This window comes from Caballeronia sordidicola (genome assembly GCF_001544455.2).
In the GTDB taxonomy this organism is placed as follows: Bacteria; Pseudomonadota; Gammaproteobacteria; order Burkholderiales; family Burkholderiaceae; genus Caballeronia; species Caballeronia sordidicola.
The window spans coordinates 375,144-389,879 of sequence record NZ_FCOC02000003.1 but is presented as its reverse complement, the minus strand read 5'-3'; the positions used below and the strand labels follow the sequence as shown (position 1 = coordinate 389,879).

The window sequence follows — 14,736 nt, the reverse complement described above, 5'->3', positions numbered from 1 at the left end:
TACTCAACCGCCTATGCAACCATTGCGCGAAGCAGCAGCACTCGCTTTGCAACTACATTGAACAAAGCATATGTTTATCAAAAAAAATGTACAATTGCTTTTTCGTTATTGAACATTGAGGCGAAAATGGATGTCGACTATCTTGTCGAAAAGATCAAGTCACGCACGATGCGGGGGATCGCGGTGGAGGTTGCCGACCTGATTTGCAATGGCAAGATTCCAATCGGCACTCAATTACCTCCCGTTCGTGATCTTGCCGATGCGTTCGGCGTGAGTCCCGCCACTATTTCCGGAGCCTGGAAGCAGTTGCGCTCATTCCGGATGGTGGGCGGGAGCGGCCGCACGGGAACGTGGGTGCGCGGAGATCAGACAACACTTCGGCCGGTGCGCTACGAGGATTTCGCGAATTATGGGGAGAACGTAGTAGCTGACCTCCGATTTGCGTCGCCCGATCCCACGCTACTGCCTGACCTGAATCGTGCGCTCAGCCAAGCCCACTTGGTGCGGAATCTGCACAGCTACTTTCGCGAGTCGATAACGAGCGAATTGAAGAACGCGGTGGCACCAGACTGGCCATACAAGACATGCGTCTTTACGGCAACGAACGGCGGATACGATGCGCTTCACACCGCACTTCAGATAATGGTCATGCCCGGATCGGTTGTAGCTATTGAAGACCCAACGACCTTGCGCTTGTTCGACATCCTGGAGAAGCTAGGTGCGCGCACGATCGGCGTCGATTGCGATTCGGAAGGTCCCCTACCTGATTCGCTGGCGGCCGCCCTGGAGCAGCAGCCGGTCGCCTTCGTCTATCAGCCTGGATCGCATTCACTCACCGGTACACGCGTCAGCCCGGAACGGTTAAGTCAGTTAGGCAAATTGTTTGCTGAAAATGGAGCGATGATTGTGGAGCTCGACGGCTTGGCGGGGCTAGCGGGCGCGCCCTCCCTGTCGCTTGGCACAGTTCATCCGCAGCGTACTGTTTATATCCGCACGTTTTCAAAGGCGCTCGGAACTGACTTTCGGTTAGCTGTGGTATCGAGTTCAGAGAAATTTGCAGAACAGGTTCAAGCGCTTCGAAATTTTCGCGAAGGCTGGACCAGTCGACTTTTGCAGTGCGCCGCCGCGATACTTCTTACCGATCCCGAGTCACTGCATCAAATTGCCTGCGCTCGGGAGACCTACGCGGCAAGACTCGCGCGCTTGACCGACGCGCTTACTGAGCGCGGCCTGCCGACGCCTGGAAAGGGCGTGTTGTCTGTCTGGTTACCGGTACGTGATCAACAATACGCGCTCGTGACCCTCGCTGCTCGTGGCATTGCGGTACAGCCAGGATCGCGGTTTCAAGTAACGCATCGGCCGCATATTCGAGTCGGTACGGGGATTGACGAAGATCAGGTTGAGTTGATTGCAGACGCATTAGTCCAAGCTGCGGGATCGTCGGAAGATTAGCACTTCCCTTCACCTTGAGGCGCTTGACACGCACTGCATCCACCAGATCTTCCAGTGGATGCAATACGCTGCACAATCATTCGAGACTGGCGTGTCTGCGGCGTCGATTGACACGGCGCCGCAAACCTGCAAACCGGTAAGACACGATCGTTTGCCCAATATGAACTATTCAGGAATCCAGCGGCCCGGGCGTTCCTGCCCATCTTTACTACGGTTATAGAACATGCCGAGATACCAAGGGAACATCTGATACGACCATGCACACAGCCGATTGCCGTACTTCAGGAACGCACGCAGGATCTGCTGAATCTCCTCCTTCGATTCCGCGTTCGCAACGGCTCCCCGCACCTCTGCAGCGAAGGCTTCGAGCTTCTTGAAGCCGACCACCGACAGATAGTCCGAGTAAGGGACGTCAAGCTCATTCAGCACTTGACTGAGTTGCTTTGGTTCCAGCTTTCCTGCCAGCGTCAAAATTGGGTAAATGGTGTACATGACGTAGTCACGCAGCATTCCGTTAGCGAAATCCCATGCGCTGAAATACTGACCATAGGTCCCGGCGTCAACCACTTCGCCCAGGCGCAGCGCCCGGATTTCATCCGGTTCCACCAATTGGATGCGATCAGCTTCGTCGAGAAGTTTCTTCGCGACGGCCGGGAGGTTTTCCGGCACAGCCGGACGACCCGGGTGGCCCTGGCCTTCGTGAGGGGTGACTTCGAGGAAGATCACGTCTTTTTCAAAGAAAAGGTTGTTCCATACAGCCTTGCCGACTGCCGGAAGCAGATGGCAGAATTCTGGAAGCACCTGACCCAGCACCGGCTGGGCAAGCGGTTCCGTGCCCTTCCCGTACTGTACAGACATCTTGTTGCCCGTTGACTGCGAATAGCGCAAGCGGCCAATCGGACACTCGGTAATGAGTTGACGATGATGCACTGGCGCGCTGCTGACGACCGGAGTCCACGCGTACATCGACGCGCCGGATACAACTGGATGAGCCTGCGTGACCTTGAATGGCAATTGTGACCAAAACTCTTCACACAACTCAGGATTGCGCTCGTCATTCAGTTCGGCAACGACCTTTACGTTCAGTTGAGGCCAGGCAATATCGATCAAACGTCCCATTTAAAACCTCTTTAAAAAAAACATTAAATTACTCAACCAGCACAGCCGTTTTCCATGGCCATGCGCTTTGTCCATCTTCACCACATCTGCGGTAAAAATGGCAAATCAAATACGAGATGCACGTGATTGGGCATGCCGCTTCATTGCTAACACCCAGCCCCGAACGTTCAAACAGGACCGTTATTCACATGGGTGGGCTGTACTGCAGAGTCCCACCCCATCGGCAATGCCCCACGTTTTCGCGATCTTGAGCATCTGACCGTTCGCGTTCATGCGATCTATTGCAGCCTGAACAGTCTGCCTCAGCTCTTCGTTGCCCTTCTGGAGTGCGATTGCCCACGTGACGGGCGGCACTGGCACACCACCTATTTCGAATTTTCCGCGGCCCCGCGACTTGTAGAAGTTGATGTTCAACGTGTCGCTGGAGAAAGCATCCACACGGCCTAGCGTCAGATCCTGGAAAGCGTCGACGTTGGTACCCAATTCGACAATTTCCATCGGCGGTTTTCCAGCACCGATCAGCTTTTCGTTCATTGCATGAAGTACTTTCGAGTTACGGCTACCAAGCAATACGGCAACGCGTTGACCGGTCAGATCTTCGTAGCGCGTCAGATGCTTTGGATTACCCTTTGGAACCAGCAGGCCTGAAGCCACGCTCCAATAGTCGATCAATTCGTAGCGCTTCGCCCTGTCCGCTGTCTTGCCCAAGCTCGCCATGACCATGTCGCACTTGCCGGTATCAAGCGCTCCGAAAATTCCTGAGAACTGGAAATTGCTTATCTCTGTCTTCACGCCAAGTTCGCGTCCGATTCCGTTCATGACGTCCACCTCTGCGCCCGACGGAGTAAATCCATCGTCGGCAATTCCATCAGCGGGCGGGTTTGAAAGATCGGAACAAAACCGAAGGATGTGCGTGGCCTGAATATCCGCGGGAACTTTGATGGTTTGAGCAAACAGTGCGGGGGAGAAAGCCACTAACAATGTAGAAAGCAAAGCTGTCAGAACGTTAAACACGTGACGAAGAGAACTGCTTGTAGACCGACGCATGGCGATATCCATAGGTTTTATATGAGCAATAAAAACGGCCGACGCGAATTGCGCCTTGATATCTGACACAAGGCGAGGATATATAGCGATTACATGCTTGAAACAGGCTTCCGCACGGACCACAAAGTAGTCGATAAATCGCCCATGACCCACATGTTCACTTCATCAGTAATCCTATATAGATTGCAACTTCGACTGCCGTAGCGATGTGTTGATGTCGATTCAGATTTCCGGACGCTAGGTGAAAGTGACTGACATCACGCATCCATGACGTCAGAATATGCATGACAAAAAAAATGTACAATATCTATTATGTTATTGAACATAAACAACAATTCTCGATTTTCCTTCTTGAGAAGCGGCGGGAAAAACGACCAAAGATCTACCGGCGCAAAGAATTGACCGGGCAAAAGACGCTAGCTTGTGAGAAAGGCGGTTTGGGAGAGTTCGAGTGCGCTGCTTAGGAAGGGCTTGATCAGTGGCACGGTTCGATATTCGTGACTTGATCTCGGAGCCCGTTCCACTACTGGAAACCGGTGCATTTTAAACATGGTTAAATCCACCGACCTGGCTTTAACCAGGCAGACCGAGGAGCGTGCATCGAGCGTATCGCATCACGCTTTAACACCGCCCCATACAACCGGGAATGCGTCGCAATCCAGCACAGCGCCATGCGCCGGCGCACCAACCTCAGGCAGCGGAGGGGATAATTTCCCTTTGCGTATATTCATGCGTGCGTCATCGCCGGTCCAACGCGTGGTCAACACTCGCCGCGCGGTGTCATATGGGTTCCCCGGTGCGCCGTGCAGCGTCAAACCATGAAATACCAATGCGTCACCGGGCATTACCGCCCAAGCAACAATGTTATGCGCTGCTCGGTCCGCTTCGATATCCGGCAACAACTCCCAGGACGGGTCATCACCTTCACGCAGGCTTCCGTCGATAAAGCGCTGCGGTCTATACCAACGATTGTCGCTATGTGACCCTGCTACGAATTCGAGTACCGCGTCGCGAGGCACCGGATCGACCGGCATCCAGATAGTGCAGAATTGCCAGCCATCGACAGGGCTATACGGTTGATCCTGATGCCATTGAGTCGCTTTGCTAGTACCCCCTCTCTTGACCAGCGTGTGGTCGTGAAGAAAGTTGATCTTGCTGGAACGCAGCAGTTGGGCGGCAAGCAGTCGCGCTGGCGAGTGACGTGCGAACTCCTCGAATTCGGGGATTCTTTGCCAGTTGTTGGCGTCCTGAAAAAACTGTTTTTTGTCACCGTCCGCGTAATTGGCGAAAGGGCCGGGCTCCGCCAGATTGCGTGCGATACCTCGCTCGACCAGTCCAACCCAATCAGGGCTGAAGACGTTACGCAGGCAAACAACGCCGTCCTTGCGGAACGTATCCATCTGTTCGACATTCAACGTGAGTGACATGACTGGTCCTGATCAAAAATTGGTGGGCTACGGCACCCGCCTTGGATACGCCCAACGAGTGTGCGACTGACGGCGGCGTTGCGTCGTCCCGGCGTGACGCGTCATTGCCAACATTTGATCTCATAGATTCAGGCATGGAGCCTCATCTCCCACGTGATCGGGAACGAACTCTATGGACAGGCTTGGACACACTCGCGGGCGACAGTTCTCTACTAAAAGTAATCTTATGTTCATTTTTTCATTTGTTCAATGATTTATATGTTATTGAACATAAACTCGGCTCCTCTAGCTGCGGGGTCGTGCTCGAAGATGCGTCCTTTTCCCAATAGGCAACGAGACGCATTGGGGCGGACATTGCGCGCTTGGCGATTGAGAACAATATGAGTGTGAGGGCACGACTTGTAGAGATCGTGTGCAGAGATCCCGACAAAAGCCTGCGACATCTTCGTTGGAACAACCATGCCCGAAGACCGGCGTTGCGCCGTGCAACTTGAAGTGGGCATCGCTACAGTGGTTGGCTTGCTTCCAGAGCAGATCACTCTCACCGTCAACACAGTGGAACAGACTGAAGTTGACATGAATTTTGGCGCGTATGAGCGGTTGCTTTCCCAGAAAATCGGATCAGTGCCGCCGACTCAATAATCTAAACGGCAACAACAAATCGCTGTCCTTTTCAGCGCGTTTACGGCCGTCAACACACGAGGCTAAGTGCGACTCTGCTGGTATCGATGGGGTTTGATCGGCACCTTTGCGGTGAAGATCGTTCCGGACTGGTCGGACGACGACACATTCAACGTTCCGTGGTGGGACTTCACGATTTCCCTGCAAATAAAGAGACCCAGTCCGAGGCCGCCTCCTGGCTTGCTGTTCTTTGGGCGCCAGTACGGTTCAAACAACTTTGCCATCGACTCCGGCGTGATCGCGTTGCCGCCGTTATGCACACTCAATTCCAATATCTCATTTGCAAGATTTGCTTTAACCGTTATCGGCTGATCCGGCGACCCGTGGAAGACCGCGTTCGAAAGCAAGTTGGCCAGTAGTTGCTGAAGGCGGGTCGTGTCGCAATACGCCACATGGTCGACCGAAATATCGGCGACAATCGAGCAGTCGGCGTGGGCGATCTTTATCTCATTGACGACCTCGTGCAAAGCGGTTCCGAGTTCAGGCTCGGGTGCAATATCTGCCTCGATGCCAGCACCCAACCTTCCTCTCGCGAAATCCATGACATCGTTGATCAGTGCGCTCATTCGGCGCGCGGCCACAAGTAATCTTGCTCCCATGCTCACCAGGTCGGCGTCTGCTTGTCGAAGAGTCAATAGTTCCCCTGTTGCGCTCACCACCGCCAAGGGCGAACGCAGATCATGACTAAGTACTGCAATGAATTGCTCTCGCAGGTGTCCGTCCTCTTGTTGGCGCTCGGCTAAGCGCGTCGCAATTTCTCGTCGACCTTCGTTCTCGATCTGCAGAGCGATCACTTCAGCGAACGCCTCAACCATTTTCGTCATCCGTTCGTCAGAGGGCTGGGAAGGCTTTACATCCACTGCGCATAGGTTCCCGAAGTATTCACCCGTCGACAGGATGATCGGCACCGAAATATAGCTTTCGAGACCGTAGATCCGCGCTGCACGATGGTGCGCGTACATTGGATCGTGGCTGAAACGGTCGATGACAATCGGCTCGCGTTTATTGCGCGACTCGTGGCAGATCGTTGCCCGCACTTCCAACTGTCCGCCCGCCTGTAGCCCAAAACCAAGTTCGTCATGTACCACGCACGCAGTCCACGTCGAATCCGTTACGCGCGCTACGGCGGCGAACCCCATTCCTGTGTTTTTACAGATCACCCGAAGAATCGCTGGGATTGAGCTAATTGCGCCCACCATCGCAACGTCTCGCGCGATCGCTGCGGTCATACCTGGATTTTTTTGTGAATCACTCATATGGACGATGAAAGAGGGCTAGCACTCATTTTGGGACAATATCCTGAGCTTGGTGAAGAACGGGTCTCACGATTGCTTTGAAATGTCTCATGTGAGCGCGTATCCGTGACGAAACAACTGGTGGAGTTGAAGAATGACCTGGCAATCAGCGCGCGCAAGACTTTGGACAGGACGGAAAGTTACGTCGGGTGTAGACCGCTTTCGCGTTCTTGTCGTGGACGATAACCAGGACGCTGCCGATGCACTGGCCATGTATTTGGAGTTTGAAAATCTCGAACTACGGACAGCATACGGTGGAAAGCAGGCTGTTGATGTTGCGATTGCATGGACTCCACATGTGGTTGTCATGGACATCTCAATGCCGGAATGTAACGGTTACGAGGCCGCGAAGTTGATTCGCGCCCACGCTCACACGAGCCATGTAGCGATGATTGCCTTTACGGCATTTGACGAGCACGAGGTACGCCGGCATCTAACGGATCACGAGTTCGACGCCTATTGCCAAAAAGGGGAGCCACCCAGCCGGTTGGTAGCGCTCTTGGCACGGCTGACGGAAAAATGATCCGCATTAGCGCGTGCCACCTGCCAAGGGCTGACAGATTCGTGCAAAAGTGCATTGTAAACCCCGAAATTTTTTGCTGTATTGACGGGTAGGACAAGGCGCTCACCGGATGCCACGATGGGTTGCAGTCGCAGGTCGCTCCGTTTTTAGCGTTTGAAGCCGGACCGGTCCCGCCATTGCTCTTATAAACCCGAACATCGGCTCCGTGCAAAAGCGGGCGACGTATTAACCCGTTTTAGTAGGAATCCAAAATGCCTCACTCGATGATGCGATTCGCGCGCAACTGGACCGACCGACGCGTGCGACTTAATGGCAACAAGTTACGGCTTTTATCGCCACCACGATGAACGGGGTGACGAGGTCGCGCCTCGTCCGAGCGTATTGCAGACGCTCGAAGCGCGCAGACGGCGAAAGGCAGCGCGACCAACACATAGATCGGAATGGTGAGCAGGAGGCCGATCGCAGGAAGCAGCAGCGGACTCGAGACGAACGGACAGATCGCACCGGACCATGCCTTTTTCAGGGGCATGCGATGCACCAATGGCATGCACACTCCATTGCCACACAGCGCGTGCGCATTCTTTTTTGACGCGGTGCAACGCGTTTTTTTGATTGTGCATTATGTGTTGTGCATCGCATCCGGCCACCGACACACTGTACGACCTCACGAGGACGAACATGAAGGGATCGACATCATCCGCAAGCACGGCGCTCGCGGACCCGCTGCATGTGCGGCAGCTCAGTCACGCGTTCGAGATGCCCGACGGCGCGAGCGTCAGCATCTTCGAGCAGCTCGATTTTTCGGTCAGGCACGGCGAGATCGTCTCGATCGTCGGACGCAGCGGCGCAGGCAAGAGCACGTTGTTCAATCTGATCTCGGGGCTGCTCACGCCGCAATCCGGCGATATCGGCATCGGCGGACGCGCGGATGGCGCGCTGGGCCGAATCGCTTATATGTTGCAGAAAGATTTGATGATGCCGTGGCGCACCGTGCTGCAGAACGCGCTGCTCGGCGTCGAACTGCATCGCAAAGTGCGCGCCGACGATATCGCCCGCGCAAGAGACATGCTCTCGCGCTACGGTCTCGGCGCGGTCGCCGATGCGTATCCGCACTCGCTCTCCGGCGGCATGCGCCAGCGTGTGGCGTTGACGCGCACGCTGCTCGTCGATCCCACGGTCGTGCTGCTCGACGAACCTTTCTCCGCGCTCGATTACGAAACACGTCTTGCGCTGGAAGACGACATCATCACGCTGCGCGAGCGAAGCGGCACGAGCGTGGTGCTCGTCACGCACGACATCGAAGAAGCCATTGCGATGAGCGACCGCGTCATTCTTTTGGGCGGCCGGCCCGCGACCATTCAGGACGAAATCGATATCGTGCTGACGACGCATGGCCCGCGCACCGCCGTATCCGCGCGTGAGGCCCCCGAATTCCGCTCGTTCCATGCGCGCGTATGGAACGGTTTGCGTGGACACACCGCATCCGCGAACACCGAACGCAGCGGGCAGCAACGCGCGCTCGCAGGAGCCGATCATGAGTGAAGCCGTTCTGCAACCCCCCGTCACGGGCAAGCGGAAATCCGCACGACGCCAATCCGCGCGGCTCGGCACGACGAGCGCCGTGATCGGCCTCGTCGTTGCGCTGGTCGTCGCGTGGCAGTTCGCCGTAAGCGCCGGGTGGATCAACGGCAAGCTGCTCGGCTCGCCCATGGGGATCTATGACGCCACCGTGATCGGACTGAAGCAGGGCACGCTCGCGACGGACACATGGGTCACGCTGTACGAGACGCTCGCGGGTTTGGCGATCGGCAGCGCACTCGGTGTCGGCCTTGGCTTGCTGCTGTGGTTTTTGCCCGCTATTTCAGGGGCTGCGGAAGGGCTGTCGGTCATTCTCAACAGCATTCCGAAGATTGCGCTGGGACCGCTCATCGTCATCTGGTTCGGCTCCGATGCAACATCGAAAATATGGCTCGCGGGCATTTCCACCTTCGCCGTCGCGATGATCTCTTCGTGCGCGGCAGCGCGCGAAGTCGATCGCGACTTGCTCAACCTCTTCAAGTCGTTTCACGCGAAGCCCTCGATGATCTTCACGAAGCTGATCCTGCCGAGCGCCTTGCCGTGGATCTTCTCGACGCTGCGCGTGAACATCGGCTTCGCGCTGATCGGCGCGGTGGTCGGCGAATACATCGCATCGCAGGCGGGGCTCGGACACGCGGTCTTCGTCGCGGGGTCGCTCTTCGATCTCAACACCGTGTGGCTTGGCATCATCGTGCTCACACTGATGGCATCGGTTCTTAGCTGGATCGTTCAACTCGCGGAAGCGAAGATCATTTCATGGAAGAAAAAATGAAAAAGACACACGCTTGGTTCTCAGGACTCGCCACGGCCTGCATGATCGCTTTCGGCGCAGGGCCCGCGCATGCGCAGTCGGGCGAGCCGGTCGTCATCTATCAGGCATTCCAGTCGATTCAATATCTTCCGCTCTATGTCGCGATCGACAAGGGCCTCTTCGCGAAGAACGGTCTCGCCGTGCAGAAGGTCACCGCAGGCAGCGGCGCGGCGGGCGTGGCCGCGGTCATCGGCGGGCACGCGGACTTCTCGCTGCAGGATCCCATGACCGCGATGCTCGCCAATCTCAAGGGCGCATCGCTCGTGAACGTGGCGAACGTCGTCGCGGGCGTGCCGGTCTGGGTCATCACACCGAAGGACTCGAAGGTCAAAACCGTGGGCGACCTCGCGGGCACGAGCGTGGCGACGGCGCTGCCGCCCTCCACGAGCACGTATCTGTTGCAACGCCTGATCGCCGAACAGAAGCTCGCGAACGTCAAGATGAACACGGTGCAGATCGGCACCGAACTCGCGCCGGTGAGCGCGGGCCGCTCGGACGCGGCCGCGCTCTACATGCCGCAGGTGGAAACGGGACTCGCGCAAGGCTATCGAATCGTCTATGCCTTCCCGAAGGCGTATCCCGGCGGCTATGCGTTCTCGACCATCGACACGCTGAGCTCGACCACCAAGGGCAAGCCGAAGATGGTCGCGGCCTTCGTGAAGTCCATCGGCGAAGCGGAGGCCATCATTCAAGGCTCGCACGGCACGGCGAAGGAAGTGGCGCGCGCGGAGTTTCCGTCGCTCGATCCGAAGATCGTCGATTCGGCGGTGCAGCGGCTGATCGATCAGAACATCTATGCGGCGACGCCCGATATCTCCGAACAGGCGTTTAGGAATGCGCTCGCGCTGCAGGAATCGATCGGCAACATCAAGCCGGGCGCGATCACTTACGCAAACGGCGTGGACAACTCGTTCGCTGCGGCCGTGAGCAAGACCAGCACCGCGAGCAAATGAACGATGAGCGGCCAACCGTGTTCATTGATTGCAACGATTCTCGCAAACCGGCACGACGAAGCAGCGGCGCGCGCCACGTTGCAAGAGGCGCAGGCACGCGCCGATACGCTCGAACCGTGGCTTCGCGCGTTCGTGCATCGGCCGGACGTGTATGCCGTGCGCGATGCGTGCACGCGTACCCTTGCGGGCGTACCCATCGGCGTAAAGGATCTCGTCGATACATGCGACATGCCGACCTGCTACGGCTCGGCCGCCTATGCGGGGCATCGCCCTGCGCGCGACGCCAGCATCGCTTCGTCGATACGCGCGCTCGGCGGTGTCGTGTTCGGCAAGACCGCGACGACCGAATTCGCGTGGCGCGATCCCGCAGCCACCGTCAACCCGTGGAACCGCGCGCATACGCCGGGCGGTTCGTCGAGCGGCTCGGCGGCAGCGGTCGCGGCGGGCATCGTGCCGCTCGCCATCGGCACGCAAACGGTCGGCTCGGTCGTGCGGCCCGCGGCCTATTGCGGCGTGGTCGGCTACAAACCTACGTATCGCAACATAGCGACGGAGGGCGTTCATCCGCTCGCGGCATCGCTCGATCATGTGGGCTTCTTTGCGCGCTCGGTGGAAGACATCGCGGTCGCTCACGCGCTGTTCGTCGAAGGCGCACACGATGTACTCGACGATGAAACATCCTGGCGCAAGCACTTTGGCGCAGCGCCAGAGATCAGGCTCGGCGTGATCCGCACGCCGTTCTGGGACGACCTCATCGCGCCGCATCAGCGCGACAATTTCGATGCTTCCCTGCAACGGCTGCGTGACGGCGGCGCGCAAATAGTCGAAGTCGAACTCGCAGCGGATCTGCGTGCGATGCGCGAAGCCACACTCACAATCCTTGCGGTCGAAGCCTATCGCGCAATCGGACACATCGGTGAGCGCGCGCCCGCGCTCGTTCGCGAGCAGATGCGCGCGTTGCTTGCGCAAGGCGCGGCCACGCCGCTTTCGACGTATCAGGACGCGTTGATGCTGCAGGCGACCGTGCGCGCGCAATCCGTAGCGCTTTTGCAAGGCTGCGATGCGCTGCTCACCGTTCCCGCAAGCGGCGAAGCGCCCGCAGGTCATGCCGATACGGGCGATGCGCGTTTCTGCGCACCTTGGAGCTTCGTCGGCGCGCCCGCGATGAACCTGCCTTCCGGCTGGAGCGAAGCGGGTTTGCCACTCGGCCTGCAAATCGTCGGTGCCATGCACGAAGACATGAAGCTGCTGCGCCTGGCGGCATCGATCCAAACAATGCTCGGGTTCGAAGCACGCACCGTACCCGCATAACAAGACACGGAGACCACCATGACGCAGCCGTTTCGCACCATTGCGCAGTATGTGCTGGGCACACTGCGCACCGAGATACTCGCGGGCGTCTACGAGCCGAATTCGAGGCTGCGCCAGGAGGAAATCGCGAAGCGCCTGAATGTCAGCACGACGCCCGTGCGTGAAGCGTTTCGCGATCTGCGCGCGGAAGGACTGGTCTCGATTGATCCGAACAAGGGCGTCATTACGCGCGCGCTCAGCGCCAGGGACGTGAGCGAGATTTATGAACTGCGCATGGTGCTTGAACCCATGCTTGCCGCGCGCGCGTGCCTGAATGCCAGCGATGCGGCGCTCGCGGCAGCCGAGCAGGTGCATGACTCGATGTGCGCCACCACGTCGTCGGAGCATTGGGCCATTCTCAACGAAGAGTTCCATCAATGCCTCATGTCCGGCGAACGCGGCACGCGGCTCTTCGACATGGTGAAAAGCCTGTCGCTCGTCGCGCGGCCCTATGTTTCGCTGGCCATGCATATAGACGATGCGATCATGAACAGCAACAATCGCGAACACGCCGGATTGCTCCACGCCTATCGCACGCGCAATGAACAGGCGGCGTTCGAAGAAACGCGCGCGCATCTGGAAAACACACGCGATGCGATCGTCAAGGGCGTGGAGCAGACGCTGCCCGCGCAAGCCGCATGACGAACCGGCTCGACAGTTAGACACATAGACATTCCATATGGCTCTGGACTCGCTCACGACACTTTCCGCCGTCGAAGCACGCAGGCTCATCCGCGCACACGAGCTGTCGCCGGTCGAACTGCTCGATGCGTGTATCGCGCGGATGGAAGCCATCGATCCTGCGATCAACGCACTCGCCGCACGCTGCTTCGAACGTGCGCGCATCGAAGCGCGCCGCGCCGAGGACATGGCGATGCGCGGCGGCGAGCTTGGGCTGCTGCACGGACTGCCGATCGGCGTGAAGGATCTCGAAGAGACCGCAGGCGTGCTGACCACGTATGGCTCCGCGCTCTTTCGCGACAACGTGCCCGCGCACGACAACGCGATGGTGGCGCGCATCCGCTCGGCAGGCGCGATCGTCACGGCGAAGACCAACACGCCTGAAATGGGCGCGGGCGCGAATACGCGCAACGTCGTGTGGGGCGCGACGGGCAATCCGTTTGCGCCGATGCTGAACGCAGGCGGTTCGTCCGGCGGGTCCGCGGCAGCGCTCGCCACCGACATGCTGCCGCTTTGCACCGGCTCCGACACTGGCGGATCGCTGCGCATTCCAGCCTCGCTATGCGGCGTCGTGGGGTTCCGGCCATCGCCGGGGCTCGTTCCGAGCGACCGGCGCGAGCTTGGCTGGTCGCCGCTCACGGTAAGCGGCCCCATGGCGCGCAACGTCGCGGATGTGCGCCTGTTGCTCGCCGCGCAGGCCGGATACGACGCGCGTGATCCGTTGAGCTATCGCGACGACATCGAGCCGTTGCGCGGCCATGCGCTGGACGCATCGACGCTTCGCATCGGCTATACGGACGACTTCGGCACCTGCGCGCTCGATCACGCAACGCGCGCGACGTTTCATGCAAAGGTCGAAGCCATCAGACGTCATGTGAAAGTATGCGAGCCGGTCGACATCGATCTGAACGGAATCGACCGATGCTTCGACGTCATTCGCGCGCAGCAGTTCGTCGCGCAGTTCCGCGAAACCTATGAGCGTGATCCCGCACTGCTGGGTCCGAACACGCGCGCGAACTACGAAATGGGCGCGTCGATGTCGCTCGCGGATGCGGTCTCGACACATGCCACGCAAACCGCGTTATATCGTCGCTTTCAGGAGCAGGCGCGACACTATGACGTCATCATGTCGCCAGTGGTGTGCATTACGGCGTTTCCGTGGCGGCAGTGGCATCTCGACGCGATCAACGGCCAGCCGCTCGATACTTACTATCGCTGGCTCGGCCTTACCTATGTGATGTCGATGATGACGAACCCGTCTATGTCTCTGCCATGCGGCGTCGATCATGCGGCCGTGCCTTTCGGCATTCAACTGGTCGGCGCGCTGCGCGGCGATGCGCGATTGCTCGACATCGCGGAGGCGCTCGAAACGGCCTTTGCGAGCGACGATGCTCTGGCGCGCCCTACGCCGGCCCTGCACGCGCTCGCAGAACCGTCGCATGAACTCAAGTCCATCGTGACGCATCCGCCGTCGATCGCCTGATCGCTTCCGCGGCGGCGAGTTGGCATCACATGCACCGGCTCAGTGACTGATCATCCAGGGCCGGCCGCCCTCGTTGCTCTTCAAGCCCTGTTCGATGCGACCGCCAGCTTCGGGTTCGAGCCGCGTCCGCAGCCGCATCCTGGACCGTGCCGATGCGGCGCATTCGATGCGCGCCCGTTGTGCTGATGCCCATTTCGGCAATGCCACAGAAGGAATAGGAACGGACCGCCGGATCTGGGTTGCCACGGTCGGTAGCCATTTGATGCCTGCAATTGCCGGCGATCTAGCCGCTAGGGCCGAGTGTCTGAAAGTGGCCGACTAATCCCATTAAACCGA

At 58.3% G+C, this 14,736-nt stretch carries 13 protein-coding genes; 9 read left to right on the top strand and 4 right to left on the bottom strand.

The window, feature by feature from the left end:
* Nucleotides 1-57: 57 nt before the first annotated feature.
* The gene (locus AWB64_RS08090; protein WP_244163983.1) at nucleotides 58-1,452 is read left to right on the top strand and encodes an aminotransferase-like domain-containing protein; all 1,395 of its coding nucleotides are present in this window, start codon (nucleotides 58-60) and stop codon (nucleotides 1,450-1,452) included.
* Between the two features lie 165 nt (nucleotides 1,453-1,617).
* Here the strand turns inward: AWB64_RS08090 and AWB64_RS08085 are convergent, their stop codons facing one another.
* The 3 genes from AWB64_RS08085 to AWB64_RS08075 form a co-directional block, all read right to left on the bottom strand.
* A complete protein-coding gene (locus AWB64_RS08085) occupies nucleotides 1,618-2,571 on the bottom strand; it encodes a cucumopine synthase-related protein (RefSeq protein WP_060818168.1) in 954 nt (317 codons plus the stop codon).
* Nucleotides 2,572-2,751: 180 nt separating this feature from the next.
* Nucleotides 2,752-3,687 carry an ABC transporter substrate-binding protein gene (locus AWB64_RS08080; RefSeq protein WP_244163982.1) on the bottom strand — a complete coding sequence of 312 codons (936 nt, stop codon included), beginning with the start codon at nucleotides 3,685-3,687 and terminating at the stop codon, nucleotides 2,752-2,754.
* A gap of 545 nt (nucleotides 3,688-4,232) precedes the next feature.
* A complete protein-coding gene (locus tag AWB64_RS08075; RefSeq protein ID WP_060818167.1) occupies nucleotides 4,233-5,045 on the bottom strand; it encodes a phytanoyl-CoA dioxygenase family protein in 813 nt (270 codons plus the stop codon).
* Between the two features lie 459 nt (nucleotides 5,046-5,504).
* On the opposite strand from AWB64_RS08075, the gene AWB64_RS08070 reads away from it, so the two are divergent.
* Nucleotides 5,505-5,687, top strand: coding sequence for a hypothetical protein (locus tag AWB64_RS08070; RefSeq protein ID WP_060818166.1), 183 nt, complete (start codon nucleotides 5,505-5,507; stop codon nucleotides 5,685-5,687).
* A gap of 62 nt (nucleotides 5,688-5,749) precedes the next feature.
* Here the strand turns inward: AWB64_RS08070 and AWB64_RS08065 are convergent, their stop codons facing one another.
* Nucleotides 5,750-6,955 (bottom strand): GAF domain-containing sensor histidine kinase, encoded by a 1,206-nt coding sequence (locus AWB64_RS08065; RefSeq protein WP_063493172.1) that lies wholly within the window; start codon nucleotides 6,953-6,955, stop codon nucleotides 5,750-5,752.
* A 160-nt stretch (nucleotides 6,956-7,115) separates the two neighbouring features.
* Between AWB64_RS08065 and AWB64_RS08060 the strand changes: the two genes are divergently transcribed.
* The 7 genes from AWB64_RS08060 to AWB64_RS08025 all read left to right on the top strand — a co-directional run bounded on the left by AWB64_RS08060 (nucleotide 7,116) and on the right by AWB64_RS08025 (nucleotide 14,400).
* Nucleotides 7,116-7,544 (top strand): response regulator, encoded by a 429-nt coding sequence (locus AWB64_RS08060; RefSeq protein ID WP_060818164.1) that lies wholly within the window; start codon nucleotides 7,116-7,118, stop codon nucleotides 7,542-7,544.
* A gap of 678 nt (nucleotides 7,545-8,222) precedes the next feature.
* Nucleotides 8,223-9,086: an ABC transporter ATP-binding protein gene (locus AWB64_RS08050; RefSeq protein ID WP_060818162.1), complete on the top strand. Its 864-nt coding sequence runs from the start codon at nucleotides 8,223-8,225 to the stop codon at nucleotides 9,084-9,086.
* Complete coding sequence (locus AWB64_RS08045) at nucleotides 9,079-9,894, top strand: ABC transporter permease (RefSeq protein WP_060818161.1); 816 nt, start codon at nucleotides 9,079-9,081, stop codon at nucleotides 9,892-9,894. Before AWB64_RS08050 ends, AWB64_RS08045 begins: the two co-directional genes overlap by 8 nt.
* The gene (locus AWB64_RS08040; RefSeq protein ID WP_060818160.1) at nucleotides 9,891-10,886 is read left to right on the top strand and encodes an ABC transporter substrate-binding protein; all 996 of its coding nucleotides are present in this window, start codon (nucleotides 9,891-9,893) and stop codon (nucleotides 10,884-10,886) included. Before AWB64_RS08045 ends, AWB64_RS08040 begins: the two co-directional genes overlap by 4 nt.
* Before the next feature lie 3 nt (nucleotides 10,887-10,889).
* A complete protein-coding gene (locus AWB64_RS08035; RefSeq protein ID WP_060818159.1) occupies nucleotides 10,890-12,197 on the top strand; it encodes an amidase in 1,308 nt (435 codons plus the stop codon).
* Nucleotides 12,198-12,215: 18 nt separating this feature from the next.
* A complete protein-coding gene (locus AWB64_RS08030; protein WP_060818158.1) occupies nucleotides 12,216-12,878 on the top strand; it encodes a GntR family transcriptional regulator in 663 nt (220 codons plus the stop codon).
* 37 nt (nucleotides 12,879-12,915) lie between these two features.
* Nucleotides 12,916-14,400: an amidase gene (locus AWB64_RS08025; RefSeq protein WP_060818157.1), complete on the top strand. Its 1,485-nt coding sequence runs from the start codon at nucleotides 12,916-12,918 to the stop codon at nucleotides 14,398-14,400.
* The last annotated feature ends 336 nt before the right edge of the window (nucleotides 14,401-14,736 follow it).

What these genes read in the sequence shown, in the direction of transcription:
- AWB64_RS08025 (WP_060818157.1), top strand. Translation starts at nt 12,916, where the DNA reads ATGGCTCTGGACTCGCTCACGACACTTTCCGCCGTCGAAGCACGCAGG.
- AWB64_RS08065 (WP_063493172.1), bottom strand. Translation starts at nt 6,955, where the DNA reads ATGACCGCAGCGATCGCGCGAGACGTTGCGATGGTGGGCGCAATTAGC.
- AWB64_RS08050 (WP_060818162.1), top strand. Translation starts at nt 8,223, where the DNA reads ATGAAGGGATCGACATCATCCGCAAGCACGGCGCTCGCGGACCCGCTG.
- AWB64_RS08030 (WP_060818158.1), top strand. Translation starts at nt 12,216, where the DNA reads ATGACGCAGCCGTTTCGCACCATTGCGCAGTATGTGCTGGGCACACTG.
- AWB64_RS08045 (WP_060818161.1), top strand. Translation starts at nt 9,079, where the DNA reads ATGAGTGAAGCCGTTCTGCAACCCCCCGTCACGGGCAAGCGGAAATCC.
- AWB64_RS08035 (WP_060818159.1), top strand. Translation starts at nt 10,890, where the DNA reads ATGAGCGGCCAACCGTGTTCATTGATTGCAACGATTCTCGCAAACCGG.
- AWB64_RS08085 (WP_060818168.1), bottom strand. Translation starts at nt 2,571, where the DNA reads ATGGGACGTTTGATCGATATTGCCTGGCCTCAACTGAACGTAAAGGTC.
- AWB64_RS08060 (WP_060818164.1), top strand. Translation starts at nt 7,116, where the DNA reads ATGACCTGGCAATCAGCGCGCGCAAGACTTTGGACAGGACGGAAAGTT.
- AWB64_RS08040 (WP_060818160.1), top strand. Translation starts at nt 9,891, where the DNA reads ATGAAAAAGACACACGCTTGGTTCTCAGGACTCGCCACGGCCTGCATG.
- AWB64_RS08070 (WP_060818166.1), top strand. Translation starts at nt 5,505, where the DNA reads ATGCCCGAAGACCGGCGTTGCGCCGTGCAACTTGAAGTGGGCATCGCT.
- AWB64_RS08075 (WP_060818167.1), bottom strand. Translation starts at nt 5,045, where the DNA reads ATGTCACTCACGTTGAATGTCGAACAGATGGATACGTTCCGCAAGGAC.